The organism is Nocardioides limicola (assembly GCF_016827675.1).
GTDB classification, from domain to species: domain Bacteria; phylum Actinomycetota; class Actinomycetes; order Propionibacteriales; family Nocardioidaceae; genus Nocardioides; species Nocardioides limicola.
The window spans coordinates 723367-737069 of sequence record NZ_JAERJA010000001.1 but is presented as its reverse complement, the minus strand read 5'-3'; the positions used below and the strand labels follow the sequence as shown (position 1 = coordinate 737069).

Below are 13703 nucleotides of genomic sequence, written 5' to 3'. Positions count from 1 at the left end.
AAGTGTCAGACTTCGGCGGCCGAGATGTCATTTCTGGTCGGGGAGGGGCCGCTTGCTCTCCACAGGGTCGCGGCTCGTCTGAGTTCTCCACAGGGCGTTCGCCCACGAGTTTGGTCGCGGTGACCCCGGGTAGATCCAGGGTATGACTCAGATTCCCGACCGGTTCTTCACCCGCAGCCAGCTGCCGCACCTCGGCATCACGGATCGACAGTTGAGGCGATGGCTCGAGGCCGGGCTGGTACGACGAGTGCTCCACGGCGTCTACGCCCATGCGGCGGTGCCAGACACCCTGGAGACTCGGGCGGAGGCGGCCAGCCTGATCCTCCCGCGGCATGCCGTGGTGGTGGACCGGTCGGCCGCGTGGCTGCACGGGATCGATGCCCTCGAACCCAGTGAACGAGGTCGGCCACCGCGGCTCGAGGTCGTCTCGGTCGGTGGCGCCCAGGCTTCCCGCCGCCGCGAGTTCGTCGGCGGGAAGCGGGATCTGGCCGCCCACGACATCGTCAGCGTGTGCGGAGTCCGGGTGACCACACCGTTGCGTACCGCGATGGACCTGGCGTGCCTGCGTGGTGACGCGCGGGCGCTCGCGGTACTTGACGCTTTCATGCGCCACTGCGGCCTCTGTGTGCAGGACTTCCAGCGGGCGCTGCCACGATTCAAGGGCCGGCGTGGAGTGACACAGGTGCGCCGATTGGCACCCCTCGCCTCCGCGCTGGCCGAGTCGCCGGGGGAGTCGTGGTGCCGGATGGCGATTCTCCGAGACGGTCTGCCCGCGCCGATGCTCCAGTGGGAGATCGCCGTGGACGGTCGGGTGCTGTGGCGTCTCGATCATGCCTATCCCGAGTGGCGCATCGCCGTCGAGTACGACGGCGAGGAGTTCCACGGTCCGGAGCACGCGGTGCGAGATCAGCGTCGGCGCGCGTGGCTGGCTGCCCACGGGTGGCACGTGATCGTCGTACGCAAGGAGGATCTGGCCGGCGAGCGGCTGTCCGCCTGGTTGGACGAGCTGCGTGCGGTGATCCGTGAGCGTTCTGCGGTGGCCAAGCGGCGGTACGCGCGCGAGGCAGTGGACCGGCAGTGGCGTCGCTGACCAGTTCGGGGTGCTCGGCGGGCGAGAAGTGACACTTCGTGCGCCGAGAAATGAGACCTCGTGCGCCGAGAAGTGAGACCTCGGCGGACCAGAAGGGCTACTTCGTCGGTGGGGCGGTGAGGACGAGGGGGCCGTCGGGGGTGATCGCGACGGTGTGCTCGCTGTGCGCACCCCGGGACCCGTCCACGCTCCGCAGCGTCCACCCGTCCGGATCCGTGTAGATGTCGTCGGTGGTGTGCAGGAACCACGGTTCGATCGCCAGCACCAGGCCCGGCTTGAGCTTGAGCCCTCGCCCGCGCCGCCCGTCGTTGGGGACGTGCGGATCCTCGTGCATGGTGCGGCCGACGCCGTGTCCGCCGAACTGCATGTTCACCGACAGTCCCTCTGCCCGGGCCACGTCTCCGATCGCGGCCGAGATGTCACCCAGGTGCCCTCCCGGCTGGGCCGCGGCGATGCCGGCTGCGAGGGCGCGCCGGCTCACCTCGATCAGCCACTCGTCACGCTCCCGCGGCGTGCCGATGATCAGGCTCACCGCCGAGTCGCAGACCCACCCGTCCAGGCTGATGGCGAAATCCAGGCTGAGCAGGTCGCCGTCGGCCAGCACGTAGTCGTGCGGAAGGCCGTGCAGCACGGCGTCGTTGACCGACGTACAGATCACGTGCCCGAAGGGAGAACCGCCGAACGACGGGTGGTAGTCGACGTAGCAACTCGTGGCACCGCGCTCGCGGATCAACCGGTGGGCCAACTCGTCGAGTTCGAGCAGGTTGACGCCGACGTCGGCGGCAGCCGACACCTGAGCGAGTACGTCGGCCACGAATCGGCCGGCGGGTCGCATCTGCTCGATCTCGGTCGGGGTGCGCAGTTCGATCACGCGTGACAGGCTACGCACCCGCCGGTCAGGTCGCGGTGGGTGGCCATCACCGCGGGGCTTGTGGCGACCAGATGTGACACCTCGCGCGACCAGATGTGACACCTCGGCCGACCAGATGTGACACCTCGTCAGGAGGGGGGAGTGGCGCCGACGACCCAGGTGGCGAAGAACTGGGAGCCGCCGCCGTAGGCGTGGCCGAGCGCCCGCCGGGCCCCGTCCACCTGGTGCTCACCAGCCATCCCACGCACCTGGAGCGCCGCCTCGGCGAACCGGAGCATGCCGGAGGCGCCGATTGGGTTCGAGGAGAGCACGCCGCCGGAGCAGTTGACCGGGATCCGCCCGTCGATCCGGGTCTCCCCGGCCTCGGTGAGCTTCCAGCCCGACCCCTCCTCGGCGAAGCCGAGGTTCTCCAGCCACATCGGCTCGAACCAGGAGAACGGCACGTAGATCTCGGCCGCGTCGATCTCGTCGATCGGCGAGGTGATCCCGGCCTGCTTCCACAGTGCCGCCGCGTTGGCGCGGCCGGCCAGCGGGTTCACCTGGTCACGCTCGGCGGCCGTGGTCGGCTCCGAGCGCATCGCCGTGGCATGGATCCACGCCGGGGCGGCGGCCGAGCGGGCGGTGTCCGCGTCGGTGATCACCAGGGCGCAGGCACCGTCGGAGGACGGGCAGGTCTCGTCGTAGCGGATCGGGTCCCAGAGCATCTGCGAGGCGAGCACCGACTCCACCGTGGTATCGGGGTTCTGCAGGTGCGCGTAGGGGTTCTTCAACGCGTTCTGGCGGTCCTTTGCGGCCACCATCGCCCCGATGTGGGTCGGCGCGCCGGAGCGGCGGATGTAGGAGCGCACGTGCGGGGCGAAGTAGCCACCCGCACCCGCATGCACCGGCATCACGAACGGCACCGGCACACTGAGTGCCCACATGGCGTTGGACTCCGACTGCTTCTCGAACGCCACGGTCAGCACCCGACGGTGCACCCCGGCGCTGACCAGCGACGAGGCCACGATCGCGGTCGAGCCGCCCACCGAGCCGGCGGTGTGCACCCGCAGCAGCGGCTTGCCGACCGCACCGAGTGCCTCGGCGAGGTACAGCTCGGGCATCATCACGCCCTCGAACAGGTCGGGTGCCTTCCCGACGACCACGGCATCGATGTCGTCGAAGGTCAGTTGCGCGTCGGCGAGCGCCCGGTCGATGGCCTCGCGGCACAGGCCGGCCATCGACACGTCCTCGCGCTTGGCGCGGTGGTGGGTCTGGCCGACCCCGATCACGGCGGCGAGTTCCTTGCCCATCTCAGGCCTCCATCACAGTCACGAGGTTCTGTTGCAACAGCGGTCCCGAGGTGGCGTGGCCGAGGGTCCGGCCGGCCTCCCCGCGGATGATCGACGAGGCGGCCTCGCCGATCCGGATCAGCCCCGCGGAGAACATCGGGTTGCCGGTCAGGGCCCCTCCCGAGGGGGAGATCCGTACGTCGGCGCCCAGGCCGAGTGCCTCGCGCAGAATCAGCTCCTGGTGGCTGAACGGTGCGTGCAGCTCGGCGATCTCGACACCGTCGAGGCTGCCGACGGCGGCAGCCGCCCGGGTGGCGCTGGCCGACGTGGTCAGCTCCCGGCCACCCAGGTGCAGGGAATCCACGTTGTGGGCGATCCCGGTGATCCAGGCGGGACGCTCGCAGACATCGCGGGCCTTGTCGCCGGCAGCGAGCACGATCGCAGCCGCGCCGTCGGTGACCGGGGCGCAGTCGTGCTTGCGCAGCGGGTCGGCGTACAGCGGAGCGGCGAGGAGCTCGGCAGCGGTGGTGGCGCCGCTGCGGATGGGGTACTCACGCCCCTCCGCATCGGTGAGTGAGCGGGCGACCACCTCGGCCATCGCCTTCTCGTCCCAGAGGCCCGCTTCGATCCCGAGCCGCGCCTGCAGGCCGGCCAGCGAGACGGTGTCCGGCCACAACGGGGTCAGCGTGTACGGGTCGAGTTGGAGCGCCAGCACTCGGCGCAACAGCCCGGCCGAGGACTTGCCGAACCCGTAGACCAGAGCCGTGTCCACCTCGCCGGTCTGGATCTTGACCCAGGCCTCGTAGAGCGCCCAAGCCGCGTCCATCTCGACATGGGACTCGTTGACCGGAGGCAGCGCACCGATCGCGTCCACCGCCTGCACGAACGAGAACGATCGGCCGGCCAGGTAGTCCGACGAGCCGGAGCACCAGAAGTCGATGTCCGAGCGGGTCCAGCCGGTCTGCTCGTAGCACTCGGCGAACAGCGGCACCAGCAGCTCCACCATCGTGGGGGAGCCGGGGAACACATCCATCTGGCGTTGGGCGAAGCCGACGACAGCAACGTCTCTCATAACGCCTCCTCTCACAGGTGTTGGGCGAAGGACGCGAAGTCGGCGTCGGGCTCACCCGTGGGTCGGAATCCGTTGATGTTCTCGATCGTGGTGCCCCACTCCTCGCGGGGGCGCCAGACCGCCTCGACCCGCATGCCCATCCGCACCTCGTCGGCGGGAATGTCCAGGATCAGGTGCTGGATGGCGATGTCCGCGCCGTCGAGCAGGACGTACGCCGAGACGTACGGCGGGTCGATGCGCTGGCCGAGGAACGGCACGTTGACGATGCAGAAGGTGGTCACGGTGCCGGTGTGCGGCAACTCCACGTCCTCGATGGTGGCGACGCCGTCCACGGGGCAGGCGCCGCGCGGCGGCACGTAGACCTTGTGGCAGGTGGGGCAGCGCTGCCCGATCAGCCGGCCCTCGGCCAGCCCGCGGAAGAACGTCGACTCCTCGCTGGAGGCGGCGTAGGTGTAGTGCAGGTCGACCGGGGTGATGATGCCGGTGACGGCCTCGCCGTCCCCTGTCGCCGGGGCCTGGGCGGCGACGTCGGCGTCGGCGTCGGCCGGCTCGAGGCAGGCGATGTCGGTGATCACGCCGCTGCGCTCCTCTGCCCAGCGCACCCGGACCCGCATGCCGGTGCGGACCGCGTCGGCCGACGGCACGTCCAGGGCGTGCAGCATCGGGGTGTCGGAGCCGTCGAACAGGACCAGCGCATAAGCGAAGGGACGGTCCAGCGGCTGCCCGGGCACCGGCTCGGAGACCCAGGACCAGGTGACCACCGTGCCGGTCTGGCCGACCTCGACGAATTCGGTGAGTGCGAGGTGCGTCTGCGGGTCGTACTCGGGCGGGGGGACCGCCACCCGGCCGTCGGCCAGGCGGCCGCCGATCAGGCGCTGATCACGCAGTCCGGTGAGAAACTTCGACAGCACGGGGCCGACCGACCGGGTGTAGTCGAAGGACACCCGCATGGGCGCAGTCAGTGGGGACGTCATGGCTCAGAATTGAAACATGTTCTAGTGTGCTACACAAGGGTATCGACGCGAGGAGACAGCATGAAGTTGGGTCTGCAGTTGGGATATTGGGGTGCGCAGCCCCCTGCCGGCGTAGGGGAACTGGTCGCCGCGGCCGAGGCGAGTGGCTTCGACGCGATCTTCACCGCCGAAGCGTGGGGCTCCGACGCCTTCACCCCGTTGGCCTGGTGGGGACGGGAGACCTCCCGGGTCCGGCTCGGTACCTCGATCGTGCAGATGTCCGGCCGGACACCGACCTCGATCGCGATGCACACGTTGACCCTCGACCACCTCAGTGGGGGACGGGTGATCCTGGGCATGGGCGTGAGCGGCCCGCAGGTGGTGGAGGGGTGGTACGGCCAACCCTTCTCGAAGCCGCTGGCCCGCACCCGTGAGGTGGTCTCGATCATCCGCCAGGTGCTCGCCCGCGAGGCGCCGGTCACCAACGACGGGCCGCACCACCCGCTCCCGTACGCCGGGCCGGGCGCGGTGGGCCTGGGCAAGCCGCTGAAGCCGATCGTGCACCCGCTCCGGGCCGACGTGCCGATCTGGCTCGGCGCCGAGGGGCCCAAGAACGTCGCACAGACGGCCGAGATCGCCGACGGCTGGATCCCGATCTTCTACACCCCGACCAGCGCCGGCATGTACCAGCCCTGGCTGGACGAGGGTTTCGCGCGTCCGGGAGCGCGTCGTACACGCGCGGACTTCGAGATCGCCGCGACCTGCCACCTGCAGATCACCGAGGACAACGGTCCGGCCCGGCAGGCGGTGATCGACGCGATGAAGCCCTTCGTGTCCCTCTACATGGGCGGGATGGGTGCGAAGGACCAGAACTTCCACAAGCAGGTCTTCGAGCGGATGGGGTACGCCGATCTGGCGGCGCAGGTGCAGGAGCTCTACCTCGCCGGGGAGAAGGAGAAGGCGACCGGGCTGATCCCCGACGAGCTGGTCACCGACATGCACATCATCGGCGACGCCGGCTATGTCAAGGAGCGGGTGGCCGAGTGGGAGGCGACCGGGGTGACCACGTTGCTGCTGAGCTGTCGGGGCGCGGACGAGGTCAGGCAGGTGGCCGAGCTGCTCGCCTGAGCAGGGGTGCGGGTTGAGCAGGGGTGCGGGTTGAGCAGGGGTGCGGCTTGAGCAGGGGGTTCCCTCGCACATAGAACACGTTCTAGTATCGGGGCATGGACACACTGCGCTGGGGAACCCACAACGGCCATCTGATGGTGGCGGCCTTGCGCCGCCACCACGACGACCCGGTCATCTCGATCGATACGCCCAGCGGGCCGGTGACGCTGACAGGTGGGGACGTCGCCACCCGGATCAGCCAGTACGTCCAGGCCTTCGACGGACTCGGCGGCACCCCGTCGGCGCTGCTGGCGCTGAACCGCCCCGAGGTGCTCTACATCCTCGGCGCCGGCCAGACCCAGGGGTTCCGGCGGACCGCCCTGCATCCGCTCGGCTCGGCCGACGACCACGCCTACGTGATCAATGACGCCGGCATCGACACCCTGATCGTCGACCCGGTCTTCGCGGGCCGGGCCGTCGAACTGCTGGAACGCTGCGACGGTCTCAAGCGGGTGCTCACCATCGGTCCGGTGCCGGACACGCTCGCCGAGACCGGCACTGACCTGGTGGCGCTGGCCGCGACGTACCCCGAGGTGCCACTGCGGGCCCGACTGCTGGCGCCCGACCACGTGGTCTCCATCGCCTACACCGGCGGCACCACCGGCAAGCCCAAGGGCGTCATCGGCACCGCCGAGACGATGAACACGATGACCCAGGTGCAACTCGCCGAGTGGGAGTGGCCCACCCAGCCGAAGTTCCTGATGTGTACCCCGCTGTCGCACGCCGGCGCGGCGTTCTTCGTGCCGGTGGTGGTCCAGGGCGGCTCGCTGGTGGTGCTCTCGAAGTTCGACCCCGCCGAGGTGCTGCGCACCATCGAGGAGCAGCGGATCACCGCGACCATGCTGGTGCCGTCGATGCTCTACGCCCTGCTGGACCACCCGGACTCGCACACCCGGGACCTGTCCTCACTGGAGACCGTCTACTACGGCGCGGCGCCGATCAACCCGACCAGGCTGGCCGAGGCGATCGAACGGTTCGGGCCGATCTTCGCGCAGTACTACGGACAGTCCGAGGCGCCGATGGTGATCAGTTACCTCGGCCGCGCCGACCACGACCTGGCACACCCCGAGCGACTGTCCTCCTGCGGCCGCCCGTCGGCGTTCCTGCGCACCGCGCTGCTCGACGCCGACGGCAACGAGGTGCCCGCCGGCGAGCCCGGCGAGATCTGTGTCGCGGGGCCGTTGCTGGCCGGGGGCTACTGGAACCTGCCCGAGGCGACCGCGGAGACGTTCCGCGACGGCTGGCTGCGCACCGGGGACGTGGCCCGTGAGGACGCGGACGGCTACTGGTACATCGTCGACCGGACCAAGGACATGATCGTCACCGGCGGCTTCAACGTGTTCCCGCGCGAGGTCGAGGATGTCATCGGCACTCACCCGGCGGTCGCCCAGGTGGCAGTGATCGGCACCCCGGACGAACGGTGGGGTGAAGCCGTCACCGCGCTGGTGGTGCTCCGCGAGGGGCACGAGTACGACGACGCGCTGGCCGCCGAGATCGCCGATCTGGTCAAGGAGAAGAAGGGATCGGTGCAGGCACCCAAGCAGGTCCTGCCGGTCGACTCGATCCCGCTCACCGCGCTGGGCAAGCCGGACAAGAAGGCGCTCCGGGCCCAGTTCTGGGGCGACCGGACCCGCTCGGTGGGCTAGCCGTTCGAAGCGTGGGTCGGTCGGAGCGGGGGCCGCTCAGAGCGTGGGGGAGTGGCGTGCGGCCGGGTCGGTGAGCTCGAAGAAGTCCCGACGGGTGAACCCGAAGGCCTGGGCGACCAGATTGCTGGGGACGGTGCCGACCCGGATGTTGAGCGACCGCACATTGCCGTTGTAGAAGCGCCGGGCCGCGGCGATCCGGTCCTCGGTGAGGGTGAGCTCCTGTTGCAGGTCGAGGAAGTTCTGGCTGGCCTGCAGCTCCGGGTAGGCCTCGGCGCGGGCCAGCACCGAGTGCACGCACCGGCCCAGCTCGGCCTCGTAGGGGACCCGCTCGGACGGGGTGTCGCCTCGGTGGCTGGTGGCTGCCTCACGCGCCTGGGCGAGGGAGGCGAGCACGGTGCGCTCGTGGTCGGCGTACGCCTGGACGACCTTGACCAGGTTGGGGATCAGATCGTGCCGGCGGCGCAGCTCGACGTCGATCTGGCTCCACGACTCGTCGACCAGGGTGCGCTGGTGGACGAAGCGGTTGTACATCGCCACGACCGTGACCAGCACGACCAGCAGGCAGCCGAACACCATCATCGCCAGTAGCGTCAGCAACGCTTCCATCAGCCGATCGCACCCCCTTGTCGCTCCCGCCAGACGAACTCCGGGATCTCATCCAACACCATCGCCACGGCCTCGGCCCTGCCGATCACGTCCTCGGGATGCTGGCGTCCGTGATGGATGGCGATCAGCCAGGTGCCCTCGAACCGGAAGTCGAGGTCCCGGTGCCGCATCAGCTTCTCCATCAACCGCGGGTGGATCACGTCGGAGGCGAACTTGCGGTCCGGACAGGTGATGGTGAACGCCCGGTTGAACTCCTCGGACTCGAACGAGATGTCCCGGCCGGTGACCTTGGCTCCGATCCGGTTGAAGAAGCCGGCCGGCATCACCTCCAAGGCGGGGAACCTCAGCCCGGTGCCGAGCCCGACCACCGAGAAGTGATGGTGCTGCTCGGAGCGGTTCTCCCCGCTGCCGCTGGTGGTCACGTAGGTGTAGTCGAAGGCGGTGAACGGGCGGTCCCGGAACCGGCCGCTGAGGATGTTCCTGGTGTGGTTGCGGCGACTCCGGTCGAAGGGGCGTCCGGTGAACTGCCGCCCCCAGCGGTCGTCCCGCCTGGTCAGTTGCCAGCCGTGCCGGTCGGCCAGCTCCTGCATGGCCTGATGACGTTGCTGACTCAGCCAGAAGGCGGCCCCGGCAACGACGATGCCGAGCACCACCACCAGGACGAAGAAGACGCTCTGATCCACGGGCTCGAGATTACGCGCAGCCGGTCAGCGGAGCTCGGACCGATAGGCCCGCCAGACGAACTCGGGGATCTCATCCAGGATCGACGTCAGGGCATCGGCCCGGCGGATCACCTCGCGCGGCTCGTGCTGACCCTGGTTGACGGCCATCAGCCAGCGCCCCTCGACCTGGAAGCACCGGTCGGGCAGGCGCAGCAGCAGGCTCATCATCGTGGGGTGGATGACGTCGGAGGCGAACCTGCGGTCGGGGCAGGTGACAGTGAAGGCGCGGTTGAAGTCCTCGGACTCGAACTGCAGGCTCCGGCCGGTGAGTCGGGCGCCCAGGTCGGTGAGTAGCCCGGCCGGCATCACCTCCAGCGCCGGGAAGGAGACGCCCGTGTCCAGGCCGACGACCGAGAGGCGGTGCGTCGTCTGGTCCTTGCCGCTTCCGGTGGTGTAGCGGTAGTCGAAGGCGATCAGTGCACGCTCGCGGTACCAGCCGGTGAGGATGTGCTGGGCGACCCGGCCGCTGCCGGTCTGGAAGCGTCGGCCGAGGAACTGGCGCGGCCACTCCCGGTCGCTCTCGACCCACTGCCAGCCGAGATGGTGAGCCAACTCCTGGAGTCGGGCCTGGCGCTGGCGTGCTGCCTGCGACTGGTGGCGCACCAGCAGCACGATCGGTACGGCGATGGCCACGACTCCCAGCCCGAGGCAGAGCGCCGAGGCGAGCAGGAACCCGAGTTCGAACAGCACGCCCAGAGCGTACGCCGTGGCGGCGGTCAGCGGCCGGTGAACTCCGGCTTCTCCCGGTTGGCGAAGGCGCGCGGTCCGATCTTGGCGTCGTCGGAGGAGAAGACCGCCGCCCCGACCTTGGCGTCGTCGATCCAGCAGTCGTCCTCGTGGCGGCCCTCGGAGTCGCGGACGGTCTTGATGATCGCCTGCACCGACAGTGGCCCGTTGGCGGCGATCAGGTCCGCGATCTCGTGGGCCTTGGCCAGGGCCTCGCCGTCGGGGACCACGTGTCCGATCAGGCCGAGCTCCTTGGCCTCGGCGGCCCTGATGTGCCGGCCGGTGAGCAGCAGGTCCATCGCCACCGTGTACGGGATCTGCCGTGGCAGCCGGACCACCGAGCCGCCGAGCGGGTAGAGGCCCCATTTGGCCTCGGAGACGCCGAACCGGGCGGACTCGCCGGCGATCCGAATGTCGGTTGCGGTGAGGATCTCGGTGCCGCCGGCGATCGCCGCCCCCTCCACCGCTGCGATCAGCGGCTTGGTGAGCCGGAAGCCCTTGAGCAGTGACTTGATCACGCTGGGGTCATACTCGCCGGACTCGAAGGAGTCCGACGGTGGCTTCGCCGACATCGCCTTCAGGTCCGCGCCGGCGCAGAAGGCGCCGCCTGCGCCGGTGAGGATCACCACGCGTACCTCGGGGTCGGTGTTGGCCCGGTCCCAGGCCTGACTCATGATCTCCAGCATCTCGGTGGAGAGCGCGTTGCGGGCCTCCGGGCGGTTCAGAGTGACCACCAGGGTGTGACCGACCAACTCGACCAGACAGTGCGGCGCAGCAGAGTTCATGTGTCCGAACACTAGCGGAAAACGAGAACGTGTTCTAGTGTTCTGTGACATGGCTCTCAACATCGCTGACCTCTTCGAGCACGCAGTCGACGCAGCACCCGACAACAGGGCGCTCCTGGTGGGGGAGAGATACATCTCCTACGGTGAACTGGAGGCTGATGCCAACCGGCTCGCCCACCACCTCACGGCCCAGGGAATCGGTGCCGGCGACCATGTGGGGCTCTACGCCAAGAACAGCATCGAGCACGTCATCGCTCTGCTGGCGATCCTCAAGGTGCGGGCGGTGGCGGTCAACGTCAACTACCGCTACGTCGCCGGCGAGCTCGACTACATCTTCGACAACGCCGACCTCAAGGGCCTGGTGCTCGACCGCACCTATGCCCCGCTGGTCGCCGAGGTCGCTCCCAAGCACGAACTGCTGAAGACCTTCGTGGTGCTGCCCGATCCCTTGGAGCCCGACGACGCCTCCGACATCTCCGCCTTCGGCGGGGTGATGATCGCCGACGCGATGGCCGGTCAGAGCAGCGAGCGGGACTTCGGTGCCCGCAGCGCCGACGACCTGCACATCATCTACACCGGCGGCACCACCGGCTTCCCCAAGGGCGTGATGTGGCGGCACGAGGACTTCTGGCGCGTCCTCGGCGGCGGCATCGACTTCATGACCGGCGAGCCGCTCAGTGAGTTCGACCAGTCCGAGCAGGCCAAGCAGGACGGCCGGATGACCACCTTCCCGCTGAGCCCGCTGATGCACGGAGGTGCCCAGGCCAGCCTGCTGATGCACCTCTTCGCCGGCCACCTCACCGTGCTCGAGCCCAAGTTCGACCCGGTCCGCACCTGGGAGATCATCGACGCCACCGGCGCCCAGATGATGTTCATGACCGGCGACGCGATGGCCCGTCCCCTGATCGAGGCCTTCGAGGCCGGCAACTTCAGCGGTCAGACCCTGTTCGCCATCGCCAGCAGTGCGGCGGTCTTCAGTCCGTCGCTCAAGGCCCGCTGGATGGAGAAGTTCCCGAACGCGATCTTCACCGACTCGATCGGCTCCTCCGAGACCGGCTTCCAGGGCACCGGACTGCAGGACAAGAGCGCGCTGAGCACCGACGGCCCGGTGGTGGGGATCGGACCCAGCACGGTGGTGATCGGCGACGACGGCACCATCCTCGACCCGGCCACCGACGTCGGCAAGATCGGCCGCACCGCCCGCGGTGGCAACGTGCCGGTCGGCTACTACAAGGACCCGGAGAAGTCCGCGAAGACCTTCGTGGAGATCGACGGGACCCGCTACTCGATCCCCGGTGACTTCGCCCGGCTCGAGGAGGGCAACCGGATGACGTTGCTGGGCCGCGGCTCCAACTGCATCAACACCGGCGGCGAGAAGGTCTACCCCGAAGAGGTGGAGATGGCCATCAAGGCGCACCCGGGTGTCTACGACAGCCTGGTGGTCGGCCTGCCCGACGAGAAGTGGGGCCAGACCGTCGCGGCGGTGGTGCAGCCCAAGGAGGGCGGGACCGTCGAACTGGAGGACCTGCGCACCTTCCTGCGCGACCACCTGTCCGGCTACAAGCTGCCCCGGGTGCTGACCCTGGTCGACGAGATCCCCCGCAACGCCACCGGCAAGGCCCAGTACCCGAAGGCCAAGGAGATGGCGCTGGCCGAGAACATCCGCCTCGACGACGCAGGAGCGAACGCCTGATGAGGACCCCGCTGTGTGAAGAGTTCGGCATCGAGTACCCGATCTTCGCGTTCACCCCGTCGGAGAAGGTCGCCGCCGCCGTGTCGCGCGCCGGTGGGCTCGGCGTTCTCGGCTGCGTCCGATTCAACGACCCCGACGAACTCGACAAGACGCTGACCTGGCTCGACGAGAACACCGACGGCAAGCCGTACGGCGTCGACGTCGTGATGCCGATGAAGATCCCCACCGAAGGTGCGGCGATCGACCTGAAGGCGATGATCCCCGACGAGCACATGTCATTCGTGGAGCGGACCCTGCAGCAGTTGGGCGTTCCGCCGTTGCCCGAGGGCGAGGGTCGCGAGGGCGTGCTGGGCTGGCTGCACTCGGTGGCCCGATCCCACGTCGACATCGCGCTCGCGCACCGGCCGGTGCTGATCGCGAACGCGCTCGGCTCCCCGCCGGTCGACGTGATCGAGCAGGCGCACGCCGCCGGCGTCAAGGTGGCCGCGCTGGCCGGCGCAGCCAAGCACGCGCTCTCGCACGTGGCCAACGGCGTCGACATCATCGTCGCCCAGGGATACGAGGCCGGCGGCCACACCGGCGAGATCGCCTCGATGGTGCTCACCCCCGAGATCGTCGACGCGGTCGGCCCCGACGTGCCGGTGCTGGGCGCCGGTGGCATCGGATCGGGCCGTCAGGTGGCCGCGTCGCTGGCGCTGGGCTCCCAAGGGGTCTGGACCGGCTCACTGTGGCTGACGGTGGCCGAGTACGACCTCTCCGAGGGCACCGGGATCCGCGACGCGCTGCTGCGCGCCGGCTCCGGTGACACGGTCCGGTCGCGGGTCTACACCGGCAAGCCGGCCCGACTGCTGAAGACCAAGTGGACTCAAGCGTGGGAGGCCGAGGACGCGCCGGCACCGCTGCCGATGCCGCTGCAGAACCTGCTGGTCGCCGACGCGCACAACCGGATGAACCGTGGCGACGACCCGGAGACCATCTCGATGCCGGCCGGCCAGATCGTCGGCCGCACCAACGAGGTGCGCCCGGTGGCCGAGGTGATGGCGGAACTTGTCGCCGAGTTCGAGGCGTCAGTGAAGCGCCTCGACTCCATCGCCGGGATCTGAG

General features: G+C 69.3%; 13 protein-coding genes. 5 read left to right on the top strand and 8 right to left on the bottom strand.

Annotation, left to right across the window (positions count from 1 at the left end):
• Positions 1-142: 142 nt before the first annotated feature.
• On the top strand, positions 143-1090 hold the full coding sequence (locus JKG67_RS03560; protein WP_203335841.1) for a type IV toxin-antitoxin system AbiEi family antitoxin domain-containing protein: 948 nt from the start codon (positions 143-145) through the stop codon (positions 1088-1090).
• Between the two features lie 97 nt (positions 1091-1187).
• Here JKG67_RS03560 and map read toward each other — a convergent pair whose 3' ends face one another.
• The 4 genes from map to JKG67_RS03540 form a co-directional block, all read right to left on the bottom strand.
• Positions 1188-1961: a type I methionyl aminopeptidase gene (map, locus tag JKG67_RS03555; protein WP_203335840.1), complete on the bottom strand. Its 774-nt coding sequence runs from the start codon at positions 1959-1961 to the stop codon at positions 1188-1190.
• Between the two features lie 128 nt (positions 1962-2089).
• The gene (locus tag JKG67_RS03550; protein WP_203335839.1) at positions 2090-3250 is read right to left on the bottom strand and encodes a thiolase family protein; all 1161 of its coding nucleotides are present in this window, start codon (positions 3248-3250) and stop codon (positions 2090-2092) included.
• 1 nt (position 3251) lies between these two features.
• Positions 3252-4301, bottom strand: a complete 1050-nt coding sequence (locus JKG67_RS03545) for a thiolase family protein (protein WP_203335838.1) — start codon at positions 4299-4301, stop codon at positions 3252-3254.
• 11 nt (positions 4302-4312) lie between these two features.
• Positions 4313-5275: a Zn-ribbon domain-containing OB-fold protein gene (locus JKG67_RS03540; protein WP_203335837.1), complete on the bottom strand. Its 963-nt coding sequence runs from the start codon at positions 5273-5275 to the stop codon at positions 4313-4315.
• A 60-nt stretch (positions 5276-5335) separates the two neighbouring features.
• Between JKG67_RS03540 and JKG67_RS03535 the strand changes: the two genes are divergently transcribed.
• The gene (locus JKG67_RS03535; RefSeq protein ID WP_203335836.1) at positions 5336-6382 is read left to right on the top strand and encodes an LLM class F420-dependent oxidoreductase; all 1047 of its coding nucleotides are present in this window, start codon (positions 5336-5338) and stop codon (positions 6380-6382) included.
• Positions 6383-6477: 95 nt separating this feature from the next.
• Complete coding sequence (fadD8, locus tag JKG67_RS03530) at positions 6478-8067, top strand: fatty-acid--CoA ligase FadD8 (protein WP_203335835.1); 1590 nt, start codon at positions 6478-6480, stop codon at positions 8065-8067.
• Between the two features lie 36 nt (positions 8068-8103).
• On the opposite strand, the gene JKG67_RS03525 is transcribed toward fadD8, so the two are convergent.
• The 4 genes from JKG67_RS03525 to JKG67_RS03510 are packed head-to-tail and all read right to left on the bottom strand — an operon-like array spanning position 8104 to position 10906.
• Complete coding sequence (locus JKG67_RS03525) at positions 8104-8673, bottom strand: LemA family protein (RefSeq protein ID WP_203335834.1); 570 nt, start codon at positions 8671-8673, stop codon at positions 8104-8106.
• Complete coding sequence (locus tag JKG67_RS03520) at positions 8673-9356, bottom strand: DUF3137 domain-containing protein (protein ID WP_203335833.1); 684 nt, start codon at positions 9354-9356, stop codon at positions 8673-8675. The genes JKG67_RS03525 and JKG67_RS03520 overlap by 1 nt, the downstream gene beginning before the upstream one ends.
• 24 nt (positions 9357-9380) lie before the next feature.
• Complete coding sequence (locus JKG67_RS03515) at positions 9381-10085, bottom strand: hypothetical protein (RefSeq protein ID WP_203335832.1); 705 nt, start codon at positions 10083-10085, stop codon at positions 9381-9383.
• A gap of 26 nt (positions 10086-10111) precedes the next feature.
• A complete protein-coding gene (locus JKG67_RS03510) occupies positions 10112-10906 on the bottom strand; it encodes a crotonase/enoyl-CoA hydratase family protein (RefSeq protein ID WP_203335831.1) in 795 nt (264 codons plus the stop codon).
• A 49-nt stretch (positions 10907-10955) separates the two neighbouring features.
• Between JKG67_RS03510 and JKG67_RS03505 the strand changes: the two genes are divergently transcribed.
• The gene (locus JKG67_RS03505) at positions 10956-12599 is read left to right on the top strand and encodes an acyl-CoA synthetase (protein WP_203335830.1); all 1644 of its coding nucleotides are present in this window, start codon (positions 10956-10958) and stop codon (positions 12597-12599) included.
• The gene (locus JKG67_RS03500; RefSeq protein WP_203335829.1) at positions 12599-13702 is read left to right on the top strand and encodes an NAD(P)H-dependent flavin oxidoreductase; all 1104 of its coding nucleotides are present in this window, start codon (positions 12599-12601) and stop codon (positions 13700-13702) included. Before JKG67_RS03505 ends, JKG67_RS03500 begins: the two co-directional genes overlap by 1 nt.
• The last annotated feature ends 1 nt before the right edge of the window (position 13703 follow it).

Excerpts from the sequence above, each read along its gene's own strand:
- JKG67_RS03500 (WP_203335829.1), top strand. The coding sequence starts at position 12,599 with ATGAGGACCCCGCTGTGTGAAGAGTTCGGCATCGAGTACCCGATCTTC.
- JKG67_RS03540 (WP_203335837.1), bottom strand. The coding sequence starts at position 5,275 with ATGACGTCCCCACTGACTGCGCCCATGCGGGTGTCCTTCGACTACACC.
- JKG67_RS03510 (WP_203335831.1), bottom strand. The coding sequence starts at position 10,906 with ATGAACTCTGCTGCGCCGCACTGTCTGGTCGAGTTGGTCGGTCACACC.
- JKG67_RS03545 (WP_203335838.1), bottom strand. The coding sequence starts at position 4,301 with ATGAGAGACGTTGCTGTCGTCGGCTTCGCCCAACGCCAGATGGATGTG.
- JKG67_RS03505 (WP_203335830.1), top strand. The coding sequence starts at position 10,956 with ATGGCTCTCAACATCGCTGACCTCTTCGAGCACGCAGTCGACGCAGCA.
- JKG67_RS03550 (WP_203335839.1), bottom strand. The coding sequence starts at position 3,250 with ATGGGCAAGGAACTCGCCGCCGTGATCGGGGTCGGCCAGACCCACCAC.
- JKG67_RS03535 (WP_203335836.1), top strand. The coding sequence starts at position 5,336 with ATGAAGTTGGGTCTGCAGTTGGGATATTGGGGTGCGCAGCCCCCTGCC.
- JKG67_RS03525 (WP_203335834.1), bottom strand. The coding sequence starts at position 8,673 with ATGGAAGCGTTGCTGACGCTACTGGCGATGATGGTGTTCGGCTGCCTG.
- JKG67_RS03560 (WP_203335841.1), top strand. The coding sequence starts at position 143 with ATGACTCAGATTCCCGACCGGTTCTTCACCCGCAGCCAGCTGCCGCAC.
- fadD8 (WP_203335835.1), top strand. The coding sequence starts at position 6,478 with ATGGACACACTGCGCTGGGGAACCCACAACGGCCATCTGATGGTGGCG.